The sequence below is a fragment of the Streptomyces sp. NPDC104371 genome (assembly GCF_055583785.1).
Window position 1 is genome coordinate 99909 of sequence record NZ_JBVJNF010000005.1, and the last position, 17487, is coordinate 117395.

Sequence of the window (17487 nt, forward strand, 5' to 3'; positions counted from 1 at the left end):
GAACGGAGTGTTTATCGTCAGGCAGACGACTATGATCGCGGCATGCCCTACGACCCGTCAGCCTTCCCGCCCTTCGCTGTCACCGTGGATCTGGTCGTGCTGACCGTGCGCCGTCACGCACTGTGCGCGCTGACGGTCCGCAGGGGCGAGCCGCCCTTCCAGGGGAGCTGGGCGCTCCCGGGCGGCTTCGTCAGGGACGACGAGGATCTGGCGCAGGCCGCGGCGCGCGAGCTGGCCGAGGAGACGGGACTGCGGGCCCACGACCCGTCCGCCCCGGCCCAGGACAACGGTGCCCATCTGGAGCAACTGGCCACCTACGGAGACCCGAAGCGTGACCCTCGGATGCGAGTCGTCAGCGTCGCGCATCTGGCGCTCGCCCCCGACCTGCCCGCGCCCCGGCCGGGCAGCGATGCCAGCGGCGCCCGCTGGGCGCCCGTCGAGGAACTGCTCCAGCAGGGCGGCCACGGCAGGGACGGGGAGCAGGCGGCGCCGCTCGCCTTCGATCACGCGCAGATCCTGGCGGACGGTGTCGAACGCGCCCGTTCCAAGATCGAGTACTCGTCGCTGGCCACCGCGTTCTGCCCACCCGAATTCACCGTCGGTGAGCTTCGCCGGGTCTACGAGGCCGTGTGGGGTGTCGCGCTCGACCCGCGCAACTTCCACCGCAAGGTCACCGGCACCCCCGGCTTCCTCGTCCCCACGGGCGGTACGACCACCCGCCAGGGAGGCCGTCCGGCGCAGCTCTTCCGTGCGGGCGGCGCCACGCTCCTCAACCCGCCGATGCTGCGCCCCGAGGTCTGACGACCGGCCGACGTGGGACGGTCGGCGCTCTGATCGCCGACCGCTGCGGGACGATCGACGGTCTGGCGCACCGGCCGACGCGGCACGGTTCGGCCCCGGACAGACGTCCGAACGGGGAGCAGTGAGGGCCGGTCGTCATCAAGATGACCGGAAAATGGGCATATCACGCTATCTTGCTTCGGGTGATCCAGGCGATCGGACTGACCAGCATCCCCCGCAAGGACCTTCCGCCCGCCGTCGACGACGTGTCCTTCGAGGCGCGCGCAGGCCGTGTCACCGCGCTCCTCGGGGCCTCCGGCGCGGGCAAGACGACGGTGCTCGGGCTCATGCTCGAACGTCGACCGGGCCGAGGCGTCACATGCTTCCGGGGCCTGCCGCTGCACCGCGTCGCCCACCCCTGGCAGGAAGTCGGCGTTCTGCTCGGCGATGTTCCCGGGCATCCGGCGCGCACGGTCCGCGGACTGCTGTGCATGATGGCCGCCGCCGTGGGGGTGCCCGTCCGCCGCGCCGACGAAGTCCTCGAAGCGGTCGGACTCGGCGCGCTGCGCGACGCGCGCCTCAGTACCCTCACGCGCGGCGCGGACCGCCGCCTCGGCCTGGCCCGCGCCTTGCTCGCCGACCCGCACACCCTCCTCCTCGACGACCCGACCCGCGGTCTCTCCGCCCGCGAAGGCCACCAGGTGCACGCTCTGCTGCGCGCGCACGCCGCCCGGGGCGGCACCGTGCTGTTCACCACGCGCGACTCCGAAGAGGCCGCGCGCACCGCCGATCACGTCGTCACGCTCGACAACGGGCGGCTCGTCGCCGACCAGGAGGCCGCCGACTTCGCCCGCACCCGGCTACGGCCCCGCGTCGGCGTGCACAGCCCGCACGCCACCCGCCTCGGCACCCTTCTCGCCAAGGAGGCCCGAGCGGCGCGGCGTTCCCTGGAAGTCGTCCACGAGGACGGCAATCGGCTCTCGGTGTACGGCAGTACGTGTGCCGACATCGGCGAGACCGCGTTCCGCAACGGCATCCTCGTCCATCAACTGGCCGCCGAGACCGGCGACATGGGGCCGCGCGCGGGCACCGGGGCGGCCGCCCCGTCCCGCACGGACGAGGCCTCGGAGGCCTTCTCTCCGCTGCCGCCGCCCCTCCGTGCCAGGCCCGCTCACGCCCCGTCGCGACCGCTGCGCTACGAGGTGCGCCGCGCCACCGGAACCCGTACGGGATACGGCATCGCGGCGGCCGTACTGGTTCTCTCCGCCCTCGTCCGCCTGCTTCTCGCCCGCAGCGGGCACACAGCGCAGCAGCACCTCTTGCCGACGGCCTGGCCCCGCGAACTCCCCTTGCCGCTCGCGGCACTCGGCGCGGGACTGCTCGGCGCCCACGCCTTCGGTGACGAGTTCCGGCACCCCGTTCTGACGGGATCGCGGGACACCGTCCCCCGCTCTGTGGGACTGCTCGCCGCGAAGCTTCTCGTCGCCGGGGCCGCCGCGCTGACCCTGGCCCTGCTCGCCGTCGGCTGCGACCTCGGGGTCCTCGCCCTCTTCCACGGATCCGACCTGGCCGACATTCCCGCCGACTGGCCGTATCTCGGCGCGAGTTGGCTCGGGCTGGTCGTGGGATGCGCCTGGGTCGGTGTGCTGGCGGCCGGGGTCTTCCGGTCCACGTCCGCCGGTCTCGCCACGGTGCTCGCGGTGCCCGTCCTGATCGTCCCCCTCGCACAGAAGGCCCTGGGGGAACGGGTCTTCCGCGGTGCGACGGATCTCAGCGCGACGGTGCCGCGATGGTCCTTCGGCGGGGAGAGCCGGTTGGCCGCCATGGCGCGTGTGACGGCCCAACCTGTGGGCGGCGCACTGGCCTTGTCCGTCACCGCGCTGTTGTGCGCGTATCTGCTCACGACCCTGCGGAGCCGGGCCCGATGACCACCATCCGCGCGCATCCGGTCCCCTGTGTGCACAACTCCCTCGAAGCGCGCCCACTTCTTTCCGATAAGGCGTCAATTGCGACGCAGTGAGCGATCACCCTTTCGTGTGCTTTTCACCAAAGACCTCAAGGGAGTTGGAGACGGCGCCGACAAAGGATCCGTGAGTACCCTTGCGCACACCATGATGACCGCCGCCCGTTCCTCAGACTCCGGCCTGGCCGGATCGGGCGAACTCGACCGATACCCCTACGCCGAGGCGCCCCCCGCCGACCGCGTCGGCGCACCTTCCTGGGAGGGGGCGGATCCGGAACTGGGCCGCGTCGGCCGACGCACCTCCGGAAGCCGCGGACGCGGACTGCACGGCCAACTCGTCCAGCAGCTCGGCCAGATGATCGTCTCGGGGGACCTGGGCGCGGACCGTCCGCTGGTGCCCGAGGAGATCGGCCAGCGCTTCGAGGTCTCCCGCACCGTCGTCCGTGAGTCATTGCGCGTCCTGGAGGCCAAGGGCCTGGTCAGCGCCCGCCCGAACGTCGGTACGCGCGTGCGCCCGGTGAGCGACTGGAACCTCCTCGACCCGGACATCATCGAGTGGCGGGCCTTCGGGCCGCAGCGCGACGACCAGCGTCGTGAGCTCAGCGAGCTGCGCTGGACCATCGAGCCGCTCGCCGCCCGCCTGGCCGCCGGGCACGGACGCGAGGAGGTGCAGCAGCGGCTCGGCGACATGGTCGAGATCATGAGCCATGCCATGGGGCAGGGCGACTCCCTGACCTTCTCGCGCGCCGACGCGGAGTTCCACTCGCTGCTCATCCAGGTCGCCGGGAACCGCATGCTGGAGCATCTCTCGGGCATCGTCTCGGCCGCTCTCCAGGTCTCCGGCGGCCCGGCCACCGGGTGCGAGCGCCCGAACGAGGCCACGCTCACCCAGCACGCCCGGATCGTCGACGCGCTCGCTTCGGGCGACGGAGCGGCGGCCGAGAGCGCCATGCGCCAACTGCTCACCGTCCATCCCGAGGTGGAGCGCGTGGTGCCCGCACCGCGCGAACACTGACCGCACACGGCGGGCGGTGCGGGTCGGCGAGCTGGCGCCTTCGTGCGCCGGCGTGCGGTCCGCGCGGGCACACACGCCGTTCACTCGCCGTCGGGCCCCGTCGGATTCTCCCGGGGCCCGGCGGCGTCCGACGGCAAGTGACCGTCTATGCCCGCATCCGCATACTTTTGAGTAACTACGGGGTGTGACTCGGGCCACGCAGATTCGGCGTAACGCTCTTCGAAGCTGTGCGATGACCTAAGAGGTGGCAGCCGAGGAGGGAATACAGACGCCGTTCAGGGCGCTGTGTATCTTCCCGGCCCGCGCCCGCGCCGTCGGCCCATCCCCAAGCCGGCGGTCGGCCTCTGTCCGTGTCGGACGGGGCCGGAAGCCGTTTTCCAACGTTCCGAGAGGTTGTTCGTGTCGGCCAGCACATCCCGTACGCTCCCGCCGGAGATCGCCGAGTCCGTCTCCGTCATGGCCCTCATTGAGCGGGGAAAGGCTGATGGGCAGATCGCCGGCGACGATGTGCGTCGGGCCTTCGAAGCTGACCAGATTCCGGCCACTCAGTGGAAGAACGTACTGCGCAGCCTCAACCAGATCCTCGAGGAAGAGGGTGTGACGCTGATGGTCAGTGCCGCAGAACCCAAGCGCACCCGAAAGAGCGTCGCAGCGAAGAGTTCGGCCAAGCGCACGGCCACCAGGACCGTCGCGGCCAAGACGGTGACCACCAAGAAGGCCACTGCCGCCGCTGCGGCGCCGGTCGCCGACGACTCGGCTGAGGACGCCCCCAAGAAGGCTGCCGCGAAGAAGACGACCGCGAAGAAGGCGGTCGCGAAGAAGACGGCCGCCAAGAAGACCGCGGCCAAGAAGACGGCCGCCAAGAAGGACGACGCCGAGCTGCTCGAGGAAGACGTTCTCGAGGAGACCCCCGGCAAGGGCGGCGACGAGCCCGAGGGCGCCGAGAGCGCCGGTTTCGTGCTCTCCGACGAGGACGAGGACGACGCGCCCGCGCAGCAGGTCGCGGCGGCCGGTGCCACGGCCGACCCGGTCAAGGACTACCTCAAGCAGATCGGCAAGGTCCCCCTGCTCAACGCCGAGCAGGAGGTCGAGCTGGCCAAGCGCATCGAGGCCGGGCTCTTCGCCGAGGACAAGCTGGCCAACGCCGACAAGCTCGCCCCCAAGCTCAAGCGCGAGCTGGAGATCATCGCCGAGGACGGGCGCCGCGCCAAGAACCACCTCCTGGAGGCGAACCTCCGACTGGTGGTCTCCCTGGCCAAGCGCTACACCGGCCGCGGCATGCTCTTCCTGGACCTCATCCAGGAGGGCAACCTCGGTCTGATCCGCGCGGTCGAGAAGTTCGACTACACCAAGGGCTACAAGTTCTCCACGTACGCCACCTGGTGGATCCGGCAGGCGATCACCCGCGCGATGGCCGACCAGGCCCGCACCATCCGTATCCCGGTGCACATGGTCGAGGTCATCAACAAGCTCGCGCGTGTGCAGCGCCAGATGCTCCAGGACCTGGGCCGCGAGCCCACCCCGGAGGAGCTGGCCAAGGAACTCGACATGACCCCCGAGAAGGTCATCGAGGTCCAGAAGTACGGCCGCGAGCCGATCTCCCTGCACACCCCGCTGGGCGAGGACGGTGACAGCGAGTTCGGTGACCTCATCGAGGACTCCGAGGCCGTCGTCCCGGCCGACGCGGTCAGCTTCACGCTCCTCCAGGAGCAGCTCCACTCCGTCCTCGACACCCTGTCCGAGCGTGAGGCGGGCGTCGTCTCCATGCGGTTCGGTCTCACCGACGGTCAGCCGAAGACCCTTGACGAGATCGGCAAGGTGTACGGCGTCACCCGCGAGCGCATCCGCCAGATCGAGTCGAAGACGATGTCGAAGCTGCGTCACCCGTCGCGTTCCCAGGTGCTGCGCGACTACCTCGACTAGCCTCCACCGCAGTGGCGAGGGCCCGACTTCCCGAGGGAAGCCGGGCCCTTTGCGTGTGCGCGACGCCTTACATTGGATCACTGTGGGTGTTCCACGATCACCTCACAGTGAGGAACAGGTATGCGTCGTCCCTTCGCTCCAGCGCTGGCCCTCGCGGCTGCGGCGGCCCTGGTGCCGCTGTCGGCGCCCGCACAGGCGGCCCAGGGCAGCGTCGTCATCGGAGGCTCCCCGGTCGATATCTCGCAGAGTCCGTGGGCGGTCGCCCTCTCCAGCCGTGACCGGTTCGGAGGTACGCGGGCCGGACAGTTCTGCGGAGGAGTGGCGGTGGACCGGTCCATGATCCTGACCGCGGCCCACTGTATGAGCAAGACCGTCCTCGGGGCGCCACCAGGGAAGGTGCGCGATCTGAAGGTCATCGCGAACCGCACCGATCTGCTGTCCCACCAGGGCAAGGAGATCCGGGTGTCCGCCGCCTGGGTCAATCCCTCGTACAACAGTTCCACGAACGCCGGGGACTTCGCCGTGCTCACCCTCGCCGATCCGCTGCCCGCCAGCTCGGTCATCGCCATGGCCGAGGCCGGTGACGCCGCGTACAAGCCCGGCACGGCCGCGACGGTGTACGGCTGGGGCGACATCACCGGGGGCGGGGACTATGAGCACAGCCTGCGGGCCTCGCACGTCCGGGTCCTGCCGAACGCGGCCTGTGAGCGGGCATACCCCGGCGAGGCGGAGGGGAAGTACACGCCCGCCTCCATGCTGTGCGCCGGAGACTCCAAGGGGGGCCATGACGCCTGCCAGGGGGACAGCGGGGGGCCGCTGGTCGCCAAGGGGCGGCTGATCGGCCTGGTGTCATGGGGGAGCGGATGCGGCCGGGCCGGCAGCCCGGGGGTCTACACGCGGGTCTCGGAGGTCGTCCGCGCGCTGGCCGGTGGCTGAGGGGCGACGGCGCTGAGCGTGGCGTCGCAAAGCAGCGCCTTCGGGTTCCTACCCGAAGGCGCTTGGTCGTAGGGCTCACGCCGACATGGAGCCTCCAGGACGACGTACGTCGTGAAGGTCGGCGCACTGCGCCCTACGAGTACGGGCGGCCACTGCCTGTGATCGAAGTGGCCGCCCGTTCACCGGCGCCGGGCCGGTGCGGGCTCGTCGTGAAGGCGAAGCGTCAGTGCTCCTCTTCGGGCGTGTGCGCCGGAACGGAGGTGAGCCGCTGCGTCTCGTCCTGTATCTCGGCCGCGATCTTCTTGAGTTCCGGCTCGAACTTGCGACCGTGGTGGGCGCAGAAGAGCAGCTCTCCGCCGCTCAGGAGGACGACGCGCAGGTACGCCTGGGCGCCGCAGCGGTCGCAGCGGTCAGCGGCCGTCAGCGGGCTCGCGGGGGTCAGAACAGTAGTCACGTCGCCTCTTCTCTAGCTCGACGAGCTGTCTTACCAGGGTCAACATCCAACCAGGCCGAAAACGTTCCCGCTCGCGGCTTTTCCTCGAAGATTTCTCTCCGTGGTGGCTGTCCGTTGCCGGTTGGCGGCGAATGAGCCGTATTGCGTGCCTTGCGTCGTACGGATTCGCGCTGTCTGTCGGGTGTCAGTCCTCCCGGCCGGGTTGCCGGTTATTGATGAGGACGTGCCCGGAGCCTAAAGGGTTCATGCCTCGAAGGGAACGTGATGTGCGCTTCACTCGGGCTTGAGTTCGAACGCCCGTACGACTCTGGACTAGTCTGAGTTCAGACGAGGGTGGCGTGACAACGGCTCTATCAGGCCTCTGTACCCTCGGACCGGCGGCCGACGCCGCCCCCCTTGTCGCCAAGGGCACCATCTGAAATTCAGCGAGGAGCGAACCGCGTGACCGCCGAGACGTCCGTGCCGTCCACAGCGCTGCTGACCGGAGCAGACCGGGACGGTTCCAACTACACCGCGCGGCACCTGCTCGTCCTCGAAGGCCTCGAGGCCGTGCGCAAGCGCCCGGGTATGTACATCGGCTCCACGGACAGCCGTGGTCTGATGCACTGCGTCTGGGAGATCATCGACAACTCCGTGGACGAGGCCCTCGGCGGGTACTGCGACCGCATCGAGGTGGTCCTGCACGACGACGCCTCGGTGGAGGTGCGGGACAACGGCCGTGGCATCCCCGTCGACGTGGAGCCCAAGACCGGGCTGTCCGGTGTCGAGGTCGTGATGACCAAGCTGCACGCCGGCGGCAAGTTCGGCGGCGGCTCCTACGCGGCCTCCGGCGGTCTGCACGGCGTCGGCGCGTCCGTGGTGAACGCCCTCTCCGCGCGCCTGGACGTCGAGGTCGACCGCGGGGGCCACACCCACGCGATCAGCTTCCGGCGCGGCGTGCCCGGCTCCTTCGCCAAGGACGGCCCGGACGCCAAGTTCGAGGCCAAGGGCGGTCTGCGCAAGACGAAGAAGATCCCCAAGACCCGTACCGGCACGCGCGTGCGCTACTGGGCCGACCGCCAGATCTTCCTCAAGGACGCCAAGCTCTCCCTGGAGACGCTGCACCAGCGCGCCCGCCAGACCGCGTTCCTGGTGCCCGGCCTCACCATCGTCGTACGCGACGAGTACGGGCTCGGTGACGGCGGCAGCAAGGGCGAGGAGTCCTTCCGCTTCGACGGCGGCATCAGTGAGTTCTGCGAGTACCTGGCGAGCGACAAGCCGGTGTGCGACGTCCTGCGCTTCTCCGGGCAGGGCACCTTCAAGGAGACGGTGCCCGTCCTGGACGAGCACGGCCAGATGACGCCCACCGAGGTCACCCGGGACCTGGGAGTCGACGTCGCGCTGCGCTGGGGGACGGGGTACGAGACGACACTCAGGTCCTTCGTCAACATCATCGCCACCCCCAAGGGCGGCACCCATGTCGCGGGCTTCGAGCAGGCCGTCGCCAAGACCGTGAACGAGGTGCTGCGCACCAAGAAGCTGCTGCGCGTCGCCGAGGACGACATCGTCAAGGACGACGCCCTGGAGGGGCTCACCGCGGTCGTCACCGTGCGCCTGGCCGAACCGCAGTTCGAGGGCCAGACCAAGGAGGTCCTCGGCACCTCCGCGGCCCGCCGGATCGTCACGAACGTGGTCTCCAAGGAACTCAAGGCGTTCCTCACCTCCACGAAGCGGGACGCCGCGCAGCAGGCCCGGGTCGTCCTCGAGAAGGCCGTCGCCGCCGCCCGTACGCGGATCGCCGCACGTCAGCACAAGGACGCACAGCGTCGCAAGACGGCTCTGGAGTCCTCGTCGCTGCCCGCCAAGCTCGCCGACTGCCGCAGCGACGACGTCGAGCGCAGCGAGCTGTTCATCGTCGAGGGCGACTCCGCGCTCGGCACGGCGAAGCTCGCGCGGAACTCGGAGTTCCAGGCGCTGCTGCCGATCCGCGGCAAGATCCTCAACGTCCAGAAGTCGTCCGTCACGGACATGCTAAAGAACGCCGAGTGCGGAGCGATCATCCAGGTCATAGGGGCCGGATCGGGCCGGACCTTCGACATCGACGCGGCCCGCTACGGCAAGATCATCATGATGACCGACGCCGATGTGGACGGCTCCCACATCCGTACGCTGCTCCTGACGCTCTTCCACCGCTACATGCGGCCCATGGTCGAGGCGGGCCGGGTGTTCGCCGCGGTGCCGCCGCTGCACCGCATCGAGATCGTCCAGCCGAAGAAGGGCCAGGACAAGTACGTCTACACGTACTCGGACCGCGAACTGCGCGACACGCTCCTGCAGTTCCAGAGCAAGGGCGTCCGCTACAAGGACTCCATCCAGCGCTACAAGGGCCTCGGTGAGATGGACGCCGATCAGCTCGCCGAGACGACGATGGACCCCCGGCACCGCACCCTGCGCCGGATCAACCTCTCCGACCTGGAGGCCGCCGAGCAGGTGTTCGACCTGCTGATGGGGACCGATGTGGCGCCGCGCAAGGAGTTCATCTCCAGCTCGGCGGCGACGCTGGACCGCTCGCGCATCGACGCGTAGCGCGGCGCCCGGTGCGGCCCCGTCCTTCGGGGCCGCCCGCGTCACCTGTGTCACCCGTGCCGTGTGTCACCTGATGGGGTGAACGGGGCGGGGAAGCGGAGCCGGCGGTCGTCACGATCTGCCCATCCTTGGGCATGCAGTCAAGCGATGGCCGCCCCCGCGGGCACGGGGACGGCCCTGAGAGTCCGGTGGCGAAGTACGAGGGCCCTGACCCGGCCTCCGCGGACGTGGAGGCATCGGGACGGCCGAGGTACGACGATCCTTGGTACGACGCGCTCGCCTCGGGCTGGGGCGAGATGGACGGGACGGGCTCCCCGGCGCCCGTCGTGCCGCCCGCGCGCCAGGAACGTACGGGCGACGCGGCCGAGGTCTATCTGGAGGTGCGGCGCAGCGCGGCGTTCCAGGAAGTACGCAGCCGGTACCGCAGGTTCGTGATCCCGGGCCTGGTGCTGTCGCTCACCTGGTACGTGGGCTACGTGGTGACCGCGCAGACGGCACCCGGGCTGATGGCGCGCCCGGTCGCGGGCGCGGTGAACGTGGCGATGGTGGCCGGGATCGGACAGTTCCTGACGACGTTCCTGTTCACATGGGCGTACGCGCGACACGCGCGCTTGCGCCGGGACCGGGCCGCGCTCGATCTGCGCTGGAACACCCAGGAGTTGACGCGCGGACTCAGGGGAGGGGCGCGATGACCGGACATCATCAGGCCCTGGCGCTCCTGCTGTTCAGCGTCTTCGTCGTGATCACGCTCGCGATCACGACCTGGGTGAGTCGCAACAGGCAGGGATCGGCAGAGGAGTTCTACGCGGGCGGACGGCTGTTCTCACCGATGGAGAATGGTTTTGCCATCGCCGGTGACTACACCTCGGCCGCCTCGCTGCTGGGCGTCACCGGGCTCATCGCGCTCTTCGGGTACGACGGGCTGCTGTATGTGGTGGGCTTCCTCGTCGCCTGGCTCGTGGTGCTCTTCTGCGTCGCCGAACTGGTGCGCAACTGCGGGCGGTTCACGCTCGCGGACGTCGTCGTGGCGCGGATGCGCGAGCGTCCGGTGCGCATCGCGGCCGGGACGTCCTCGGTGACCGTGTCCGTGCTCTACCTGGTGGCACAGATGGTCGGCGCGGGCAGCCTGGTGGCGCTGCTGCTCGGGGACACGAGCGAGGCGGCGCGTGCCTGGACCGTGATCGGCGTCGGCGCGCTCATGGTGATCTATGTGTCCTTCGGCGGGATGCGGGCCACCACCTGGATCCAGATCGTCAAGGCGGTCCTGCTGCTCGGCGGCACGATCGCCCTGACCGTGCTCGTCCTGCTGCGCTTCCACGGGAACATCGACGCGCTGCTGCGGACGGCCGCCGAACGCAGCGGACACGGACAGGCGTTCCTCGCGCCCGGCCTCAAGTACGGCAGCGGCTGGGCCTCCCGGGTCGACTTCATCAGCCTGGGCCTGGCGCTGGTGCTCGGCACGGCCGGGCTGCCGCACATCCTGTCCCGCTTCTACACCGTGCCGACCGCGCGGGCCGCGCGTCGCTCGGTCGTCTGGTCGGTCGGACTCATCGGCGGCTTCTATCTGATGGCGATCGTGCTGGGGTTCGGTGCCGCCGCCGTCCTCGGACCGGACGCCGTACGGGAGTCGAACGCAGCGGGGAACACGGCGGTGCCGCTGCTCGCGCGGAACCTCGGTGGTGGTGCGGACTCCACCGGAGGAACGGTTCTGTTCGCCGTGGTCGCCGCGATCGCCTTCGCCACGATCCTCGCGGTCGTCGCCGGGATCACCCTCTCCGCCTCGGCCTCGGTGGCCCACGATCTGTATCCGTCGTTGCGGCGCCGTCGCGTCGCACCGCGCAGCGAGGTGGCCGTGGCGCGGATCGCCGCCGTCGCCGTCGGCGTGGTCGCGATCACGATCGGGCTGCTGGCCCGGGACCTCAACGCGGCCTTCCTGGTGGGGCTCGCCTTCGCGGTCTCCGCGTCCGCGAACCTCCCCGTGCTGATGTACTCGCTGTTCTGGCGCGGCTTCACCACGCGCGGCGCCGTATGGGCGGTCTACGGCGGCCTCGTACCCGCGCTCGGGCTCGTGCTGCTGTCCCCGGTCGTCTCGGGGAGCCCCGACTCGCTGTTCCCGGGCGTCGACTTCCAGTACTTCCCGCTGGAGAACCCGGGCATCGTGTCCGTCCCGCTGGGCTTCCTCGCGGGCTGGCTGGGTACGGTCACCTCGGCCGAGCCACCGGACGAGGCGAAGCACGCCGAGACCGAGGTGCGGTCGCTGACGGGGGCCGGGGCGGTCTGACACACGCACGGACGCGGGACACCTGTAAGAACCCGTACGAGGCCGCAGACGCCCGCAGACGCCCGCAGACGCCCGCAGACGCCCGCAGACGCCCGCAGACGCCCGCAGGCGCCTGTGGGCGCCTGTGGGCGCCTCGAGACACCCGTGGGCACCGGGTGGTGCCTCCTGGCGCCGTACAGGGCCTATCAGAGCCCTCTACGGCGCCACCCAGGCGTACCGGTGCTCGGGCCGTCCCGTGACGCCGTACTTCAGCGACAGACTCAGTCGGCCCGCCTGCTCCAGATGACGCAGATAGCGCTGGGCGGTGGAGCGGCTGAGGCCGGTCCGGGCGGCCACCTCATGGGCGGACAGCGGGTGTTCGGCCCCGTGCAGCACCTCGCAGATGAGGTCCGTCGTCGGCTCCGAGTGACCGCTGGGCAGCCTGGACGCGGAGGGGGCGGGCGCGGTGCGCAGGGCGCCGAAGATGCGGTCGACCTGTTCCTGCCCCGCCACTCCTCGGCCGCTGACGCGGTCGACGGTGCGCCGCAGCGCCGCGTACGAGTCGAGGCGGGTGCGCAGACCCGCGAACGTGAACGGCTTGACCAGATAGTGCAGCGCGCCCAGGCGCATCGCCGCCTGCACGGTCGCCACGTCTCCCGCCGCCGTGATCATGATGACGTCGGTGCCATGGCCGTACTCACGCATGTGGTGGACCAGTTCGAGGCCGGTCCGGTCCGGCAGATAGTGGTCGAGCAGGACCAGGTCGATCGGGGCGCGCTCCACCGCGGCGAGCGCCTGGGCGGCGTTGTGCGCGCGGGCGGCGACCCGGAAGCCGGGAACCTTCTCCACGTACTTGGCGTTGATCTCGGCGACACGGAAGTCGTCGTCCACGACCAGGACGTCAATCATCGGGCCTCTCCCTCTGGACCGGGCGAGCGGTGAGCCCGTGTTTCAGTCCGTGTTGTAGCGCGCGCAAAACGAGCACAACAGACTCCTGTGAGCAGAAGTCGAGGTTGTGACCACAAGACTGCTGCGACGGCCCGTCCGCGCTCTACGGTCCCAGGCCATGAGCGCAGAGATCAGCCCCGCGATCGAGTTGCGGGGCGCGAGCAAGGTCTTCAGGACCCCGGCAGGGGGTCTGCACACCGCGGTCAGGGAGCTTGATCTGACCGTCGGGCGAGGTGAGTTCGTCGCTGTCGTCGGACCCACCGGGTGCGGCAAGTCGACGACGCTGACCCTGGTCAGCGGTCTGGAGGAGCCCACCGAGGGCGAGGTCCTGGTGGCCGGTGAGCCCGTCGACGGGGTCGGGGACAAGGTCGGCTTCGTCTTCCAGCAGGACGCCACGTTCCCCTGGCGCACGGTCCTGTCCAACGTCATGGCGGGCCCGCGCTTTCGCGGTGTGCCGAAGGCGGAGGCCCGGCAGAAGGCGCGCGAGTGGCTCGACCGGGTCGGCCTCGCGGCCTTCGAGGACCGCTACCCCCACCAGCTCTCCGGCGGCCAGCGCAAGCGCGTCGCCCTCGCGGCCACCTTCGTCAACGACCCCGAGATCCTGCTCATGGACGAGCCGTTCTCGGCTCTCGACGTGCAGACCCGGGCCCTGATGTCCGACGAGCTGCTGGAACTGTGGGAGGGCACGGGCGCCTCGGTCGTCTTCGTCACCCACGACCTGGAGGAGTCCATCGCGCTGGCCGACAAGGTGGTCGTGATGACCGCCGGGCCCGCGACCGTGAAGCAGGTCTTCGACATCGACCTGCCGCGCCCGCGCAAGGTCGAATCGGTGCGCCTGGAGCCGCGGTTCATCGAGATCTACCGCGAGATCTGGGAGTCCCTCGGCGAAGAGGTTCGCATCACGCGTGAGAGAGGTACCGCCCATGTCGCCTGAGGTCCTCTCCGCTCCGTCGTCCGTCGACGTCGTCAAGTCCGACCGCGCGCACTCACGCGCGCGTGCCGCCCGGAGACGCAAGGCCGTTGTCGCCCTCGCGCGTGTGCTGCTGCTGGTCGCCGTGCTCGGGCTGTGGGAAGTGCTGTCGCGGACCGGGACCATCGATCCGTTCAACTTCTCGATGCCGTCGAAGATCTGGGACCAGATCCACACCTGGATCATGCACGGCACCGCGCTCGGCTCGCTCGGCGCGCAGATCTGGGTCACGCTTCAGGAAGCGCTGGTCGGCTGGATCCTCGGGGTCGTGTCCGGGGTGGTCTTCGGTATCGCGCTGGGACGGGTCGCCTTCCTCGCCGATGTCCTGGGGCCGTACATCAAGGTGCTCAACTCCATTCCCCGGATCGTCCTTGCCCCGATCTTCGTGATCTGGTTCGGGCTCGGATCGGCCTCCAAGATCGCCTCGGCCGTCGTCCTGGTCTTCTTCCCCGTCTTCTTCAACGCCTTCCAGGGCGCCCGCGAGGTGGACCGCAATCTCGTGGCCAACGCCCGCATCCTGGGCGCCAGTGACCGCCGGGTGACGCTTCAGGTCGTCATCCCGTCCGCCACCTCGTGGATCTTCACCAGCCTCCACGTCAGCTTCGGCTTCGCGCTCATCGGCGCCATCGTCGGGGAGTACATCGGTGCCACCCAGGGCATCGGTCTGCTCGTCGCCCAGTCCCAGGGCACCTTCAACGCGGCCGGTGTGTATGCCGCGATGGTCATCCTCGCCGTCGTCGCGCTGGCGGCCGAAGGCCTGCTCACCTTCGCCGAGCGCCGCATCTTCCGCTGGAAGCCGTCGGACTCCGGGCAGTGACCACCGCTCGACACCCGTCACGGCACCCGTACTTCCTCCCGCACCGCCCTCTCCCAAGGACGTGAACCACCATGCGCAAGTCCGCCAGATGGGCCGCTCTCGCCACGGCCGGCCTGCTCGCCCTCACCTCGCTCACCGCCTGCGCCGATGACGCCTCCTCCGGCTCGGGCGGCAGGGGCGACGGCAAGGGCGAGAAGGTCAAGATCATGGTGGGTGGTCTGGACAAGGTCATCTACCTGCCCGCCATGCTCACCCAGCGGCTCGGCTACTTCGACGCCGAGGGCCTCGAAGTGGAGCTGCTGACCGAGCCGGCCGGAGTGCAGGCCGAGACCGCGCTCGTCTCGGGGCAGGTCCAGGGCACGGTCGGCTTCTACGACCACACCCTCGACCTGCAGACCAAGGGCAAGCACGTCGAGTCGGTGGTGCAGTTCTCGCACGCGCCCGGTGAGGTCGAGATCGTGTCCACCCGGCGTGCGAAGGACATCACGTCGCCCAAGGACTTCAAGGGCACGAAGCTCGGCATCACCGGCCTCGGCTCCTCGACCGACTTCCTCACCAAGTACCTCGCGGTCAAGAACGGGGTGAACGTCAGTGAGTTCAGCCCGGTCGCCGTCGGTGCCGGTGCGACGTTCATCGCCGCCCTGGAGAAGGGCTCCATCGACGGAGGGATGACCACCGACCCGACCGTCGCGACGGTCCTGCAGAAGAAGCTCGGCACGGTGCTCGTCGACATGCGGACACCGGAAGGGTCGCAGGAGGCGCTCGGTGGTCCGTATCCGTCGTCAAGCCTGTACATGCAGACGGACTGGGTCAACAGTCACAAGGACACCGTCCAGAAGCTGGTCAACGCCTTCGTGAAGACCCTGAAGTGGATGTCCACGCACTCCGCGGACGAGATCGCCGCCAAGATGCCGGCCGACTACTCCCAGGGCGACAAGACGCTCTACGTGAGCGCCGTCAAGAGCACGCTGCCCATGTTCACCAAGGACGGCGTGATGCCGGAAGGCGGTCCCGAGACCGTCCAGAAGGTCCTCAAGGCGTTCAACCCCAACATCAAGAACGCCACCATCGACCTGGACAAGACCTACACGACGGAGTTCGTCAAGAAGGCCGCGGGCTGAGCCCTTCGGCCGTGCCCTCGGACGCGGGCCGCCCGGACGCAGCGATGCCCGGCGCGGCCCGCGTCGCCGTGTCCGGCCGGTCCGGGCCGGACTCCTCCAGCGCCTCCGGCAGGACGACGACGAACTCCGCGCCCCCGCCGTGCGCGTCGCCCACCCGCGCGCTGCCTCCTTGGCGTTCGGCGAGGCGGCGCACCAGGGAGAGCCCGATGCCGCGCTTGCCGTGCGCCGGTGGTTCCTTGGTGGACCATCCGTCCGTGAAGACCAACTCCCGTCGCTCGGCGGGGATTCCGGGCCCGGTGTCGCGCACCCTGAGCACGGCCGTACGCCCCTCGGCGCGCAGGTCGACCTCCACGCGCGCGTGCGGTGTGCCCGCGACGGCATCCAGTGCGTTGTCGACCAGGTTGCCGACGATCGTGACCAACCCCTGGGGGTCGATCAACCGGTCCGGCAGCAGCGTGTGATCCGCGATCCACAGCGCCACCCCGCGCTCACCGGCCACCGTGGCCTTGCCCACCAACAGGGCCGCGACAAGCGGGTCGTGGATCTTCTCGGTGACCTGTTCCGCGGTGGCCCGGTGGTCGCCCACCACCTCGCCGACGAACTCCGCGGCGTCGTCGTACATCTCCAGTTCGAGCAGCCCCAGAAGGATGTGCATCCGGTTGGCGTGCTCGTGGTCCTGCGCCCGCATCGCATCGATCAGGCCGCGCGTGGAGTCGAGTTCACGGCCGAGCTGCTCGAGTTCGGTGCGGTCGCGCAGCGTGGCGACGGCGCCTCCGTCGTCGGTGGGCATGCGATTGGCGACCAGGACGCGGTGACCGCACACGGTGAGCAGATCGGTGCCGGTGACCCGTCCGGCGAGCACGTCGGTCGTACGGCCCTCGCCCAGCGCCTCGTCGAGGGACCGGCCGACGGCCTCGTCCCCGATGCCCAGCAGGCGCCGCGCCTCGTCGTTGAGGAGACGCACCCGGCCCGCGCGGTCCAGGGCGACGACCCCCTCCCTGATGCCGTGCAGCATCGCCTCGCGCTCGGCGAGCAGGGCCGCGATGTCGGAGAAGGCGAGGTCGCGCGTCTGCCGCTGGACTCTTCGGGAGATCGGATACGCGACCAGCGCGCCGATGGCCAGGGCCGCGCCCGCGTAGGCGAGCAGCCCCGGGATCGCGTGGATCAGCCGGGTCCGCACGGTGGTGTACTCGATGCCCACGGAGACGGCGCCGATGATCCGGCCGTGCGCGTCGCGCAGCGGCACCTTGCCGCGGGCCGAGCGGCCCAGGGTGCCGCTGTCGATCTCCATCACCTCCCGCCCGGCCAGGGCCTTGCTCGGGTCGGTCGAGACGACCTTGCCGACCAGCGTGGGATCCCGGTGCGACCAGCGCACATGCCGCAGGTTCAGCACCACGACGTACTCGGCGCCGCTGGCCTTGCGGATGCGCTCCGCCGCCACCTGCACGGGCCCGTCCGGCGTCGGCCGTGTGGACCGCAGGTCCTCGGCGATCTGCGGCTGGGCGGCCGTGCTCTGCGCGATGGCGAGGGCCCGGCGCATCGCCTGATCGTCCAGCAGATGACTGAGCGGGGCCAGGAACAGCCCGGTGGCGAGCACGGCCACTCCCGCGGCGATCGCCATCTGCATCAGCAGGACCTGCGAGAACATCCGGCGGGGCAGCCCCAGACGCAGGCGTCGGACAGGGGGAGGTGTCGTGTGCATGCGCCGACGGTACGGGGAGGGGCGCGCCCCTGC

Annotated in this window: 14 protein-coding genes; 11 read left to right on the plus strand and 3 right to left on the minus strand. The window is 70.0% G+C overall.

Annotated elements, in window-relative coordinates:
- The first annotated feature begins 42 nt into the window (after positions 1 to 42).
- The 5 genes from ACZ60T_RS17535 (at position 43) to ACZ60T_RS17555 (ending at position 6617) form a co-directional block, all read left to right on the plus strand.
- A complete protein-coding gene (locus ACZ60T_RS17535) occupies positions 43 to 801 on the plus strand; it encodes an NUDIX hydrolase (RefSeq protein WP_365623853.1) in 759 nt (252 codons plus the stop codon).
- Between the two features lie 182 nt (positions 802 to 983).
- Positions 984 to 2708, plus strand: a complete 1725-nt coding sequence (locus tag ACZ60T_RS17540; protein WP_469666654.1) for an ABC transporter ATP-binding protein — start codon at positions 984 to 986, stop codon at positions 2706 to 2708.
- A 162-nt stretch (positions 2709 to 2870) separates the two neighbouring features.
- Positions 2871 to 3758 carry a FadR/GntR family transcriptional regulator gene (locus tag ACZ60T_RS17545; RefSeq protein ID WP_365623849.1) on the plus strand — a complete coding sequence of 296 codons (888 nt, stop codon included), beginning with the start codon at positions 2871 to 2873 and terminating at the stop codon, positions 3756 to 3758.
- A gap of 399 nt (positions 3759 to 4157) precedes the next feature.
- Positions 4158 to 5681 carry an RNA polymerase sigma factor gene (locus ACZ60T_RS17550; protein WP_252425804.1) on the plus strand — a complete coding sequence of 508 codons (1524 nt, stop codon included), beginning with the start codon at positions 4158 to 4160 and terminating at the stop codon, positions 5679 to 5681.
- A gap of 120 nt (positions 5682 to 5801) precedes the next feature.
- Positions 5802 to 6617, plus strand: coding sequence for a S1 family serine peptidase (locus ACZ60T_RS17555; protein WP_365623848.1), 816 nt, complete (start codon positions 5802 to 5804; stop codon positions 6615 to 6617).
- 223 nt (positions 6618 to 6840) lie between these two features.
- Here ACZ60T_RS17555 and ACZ60T_RS17560 read toward each other — a convergent pair whose 3' ends face one another.
- Positions 6841 to 7071 (minus strand): DUF7455 domain-containing protein, encoded by a 231-nt coding sequence (locus tag ACZ60T_RS17560; RefSeq protein ID WP_365623846.1) that lies wholly within the window; start codon positions 7069 to 7071, stop codon positions 6841 to 6843.
- 441 nt (positions 7072 to 7512) lie between these two features.
- On the opposite strand from ACZ60T_RS17560, the gene ACZ60T_RS17565 reads away from it, so the two are divergent.
- The 3 genes from ACZ60T_RS17565 (at position 7513) to ACZ60T_RS17575 (ending at position 11917) form a co-directional block, all read left to right on the plus strand.
- Positions 7513 to 9636, plus strand: a complete 2124-nt coding sequence (locus tag ACZ60T_RS17565) for a DNA gyrase/topoisomerase IV subunit B (protein ID WP_469666656.1) — start codon at positions 7513 to 7515, stop codon at positions 9634 to 9636.
- Positions 9637 to 9770: 134 nt separating this feature from the next.
- On the plus strand, positions 9771 to 10328 hold the full coding sequence (locus tag ACZ60T_RS17570) for a DUF485 domain-containing protein (RefSeq protein WP_469666657.1): 558 nt from the start codon (positions 9771 to 9773) through the stop codon (positions 10326 to 10328).
- Positions 10325 to 11917, plus strand: a complete 1593-nt coding sequence (locus ACZ60T_RS17575) for a solute symporter family protein (protein ID WP_469666658.1) — start codon at positions 10325 to 10327, stop codon at positions 11915 to 11917. The genes ACZ60T_RS17570 and ACZ60T_RS17575 overlap by 4 nt, the downstream gene beginning before the upstream one ends.
- Positions 11918 to 12112: 195 nt before the next feature.
- On the opposite strand, the gene ACZ60T_RS17580 is transcribed toward ACZ60T_RS17575, so the two are convergent.
- Complete coding sequence (locus ACZ60T_RS17580; RefSeq protein WP_469666659.1) at positions 12113 to 12805, minus strand: response regulator; 693 nt, start codon at positions 12803 to 12805, stop codon at positions 12113 to 12115.
- A gap of 157 nt (positions 12806 to 12962) precedes the next feature.
- Here ACZ60T_RS17580 and ACZ60T_RS17585 point away from each other — a divergent pair, with 157 nt between their 5' ends.
- The 3 genes from ACZ60T_RS17585 to ACZ60T_RS17595 all read left to right on the plus strand — a co-directional run bounded on the left by ACZ60T_RS17585 (position 12963) and on the right by ACZ60T_RS17595 (position 15752).
- The gene (locus tag ACZ60T_RS17585; RefSeq protein WP_365623836.1) at positions 12963 to 13778 is read left to right on the plus strand and encodes an ABC transporter ATP-binding protein; all 816 of its coding nucleotides are present in this window, start codon (positions 12963 to 12965) and stop codon (positions 13776 to 13778) included.
- Positions 13768 to 14631 (plus strand): ABC transporter permease, encoded by an 864-nt coding sequence (locus tag ACZ60T_RS17590; protein ID WP_469666660.1) that lies wholly within the window; start codon positions 13768 to 13770, stop codon positions 14629 to 14631. The genes ACZ60T_RS17585 and ACZ60T_RS17590 overlap by 11 nt, the downstream gene beginning before the upstream one ends.
- A 71-nt stretch (positions 14632 to 14702) precedes the next feature.
- A complete protein-coding gene (locus ACZ60T_RS17595) occupies positions 14703 to 15752 on the plus strand; it encodes an ABC transporter substrate-binding protein (RefSeq protein ID WP_469666661.1) in 1050 nt (349 codons plus the stop codon).
- Here ACZ60T_RS17595 and ACZ60T_RS17600 read toward each other — a convergent pair.
- The gene (locus ACZ60T_RS17600; RefSeq protein ID WP_469666663.1) at positions 15733 to 17454 is read right to left on the minus strand and encodes a sensor histidine kinase; all 1722 of its coding nucleotides are present in this window, start codon (positions 17452 to 17454) and stop codon (positions 15733 to 15735) included. The two genes, ACZ60T_RS17595 and ACZ60T_RS17600, sit on opposite strands and share 20 nt — an antisense overlap.
- Positions 17455 to 17487: the final 33 nt, after the last annotated feature.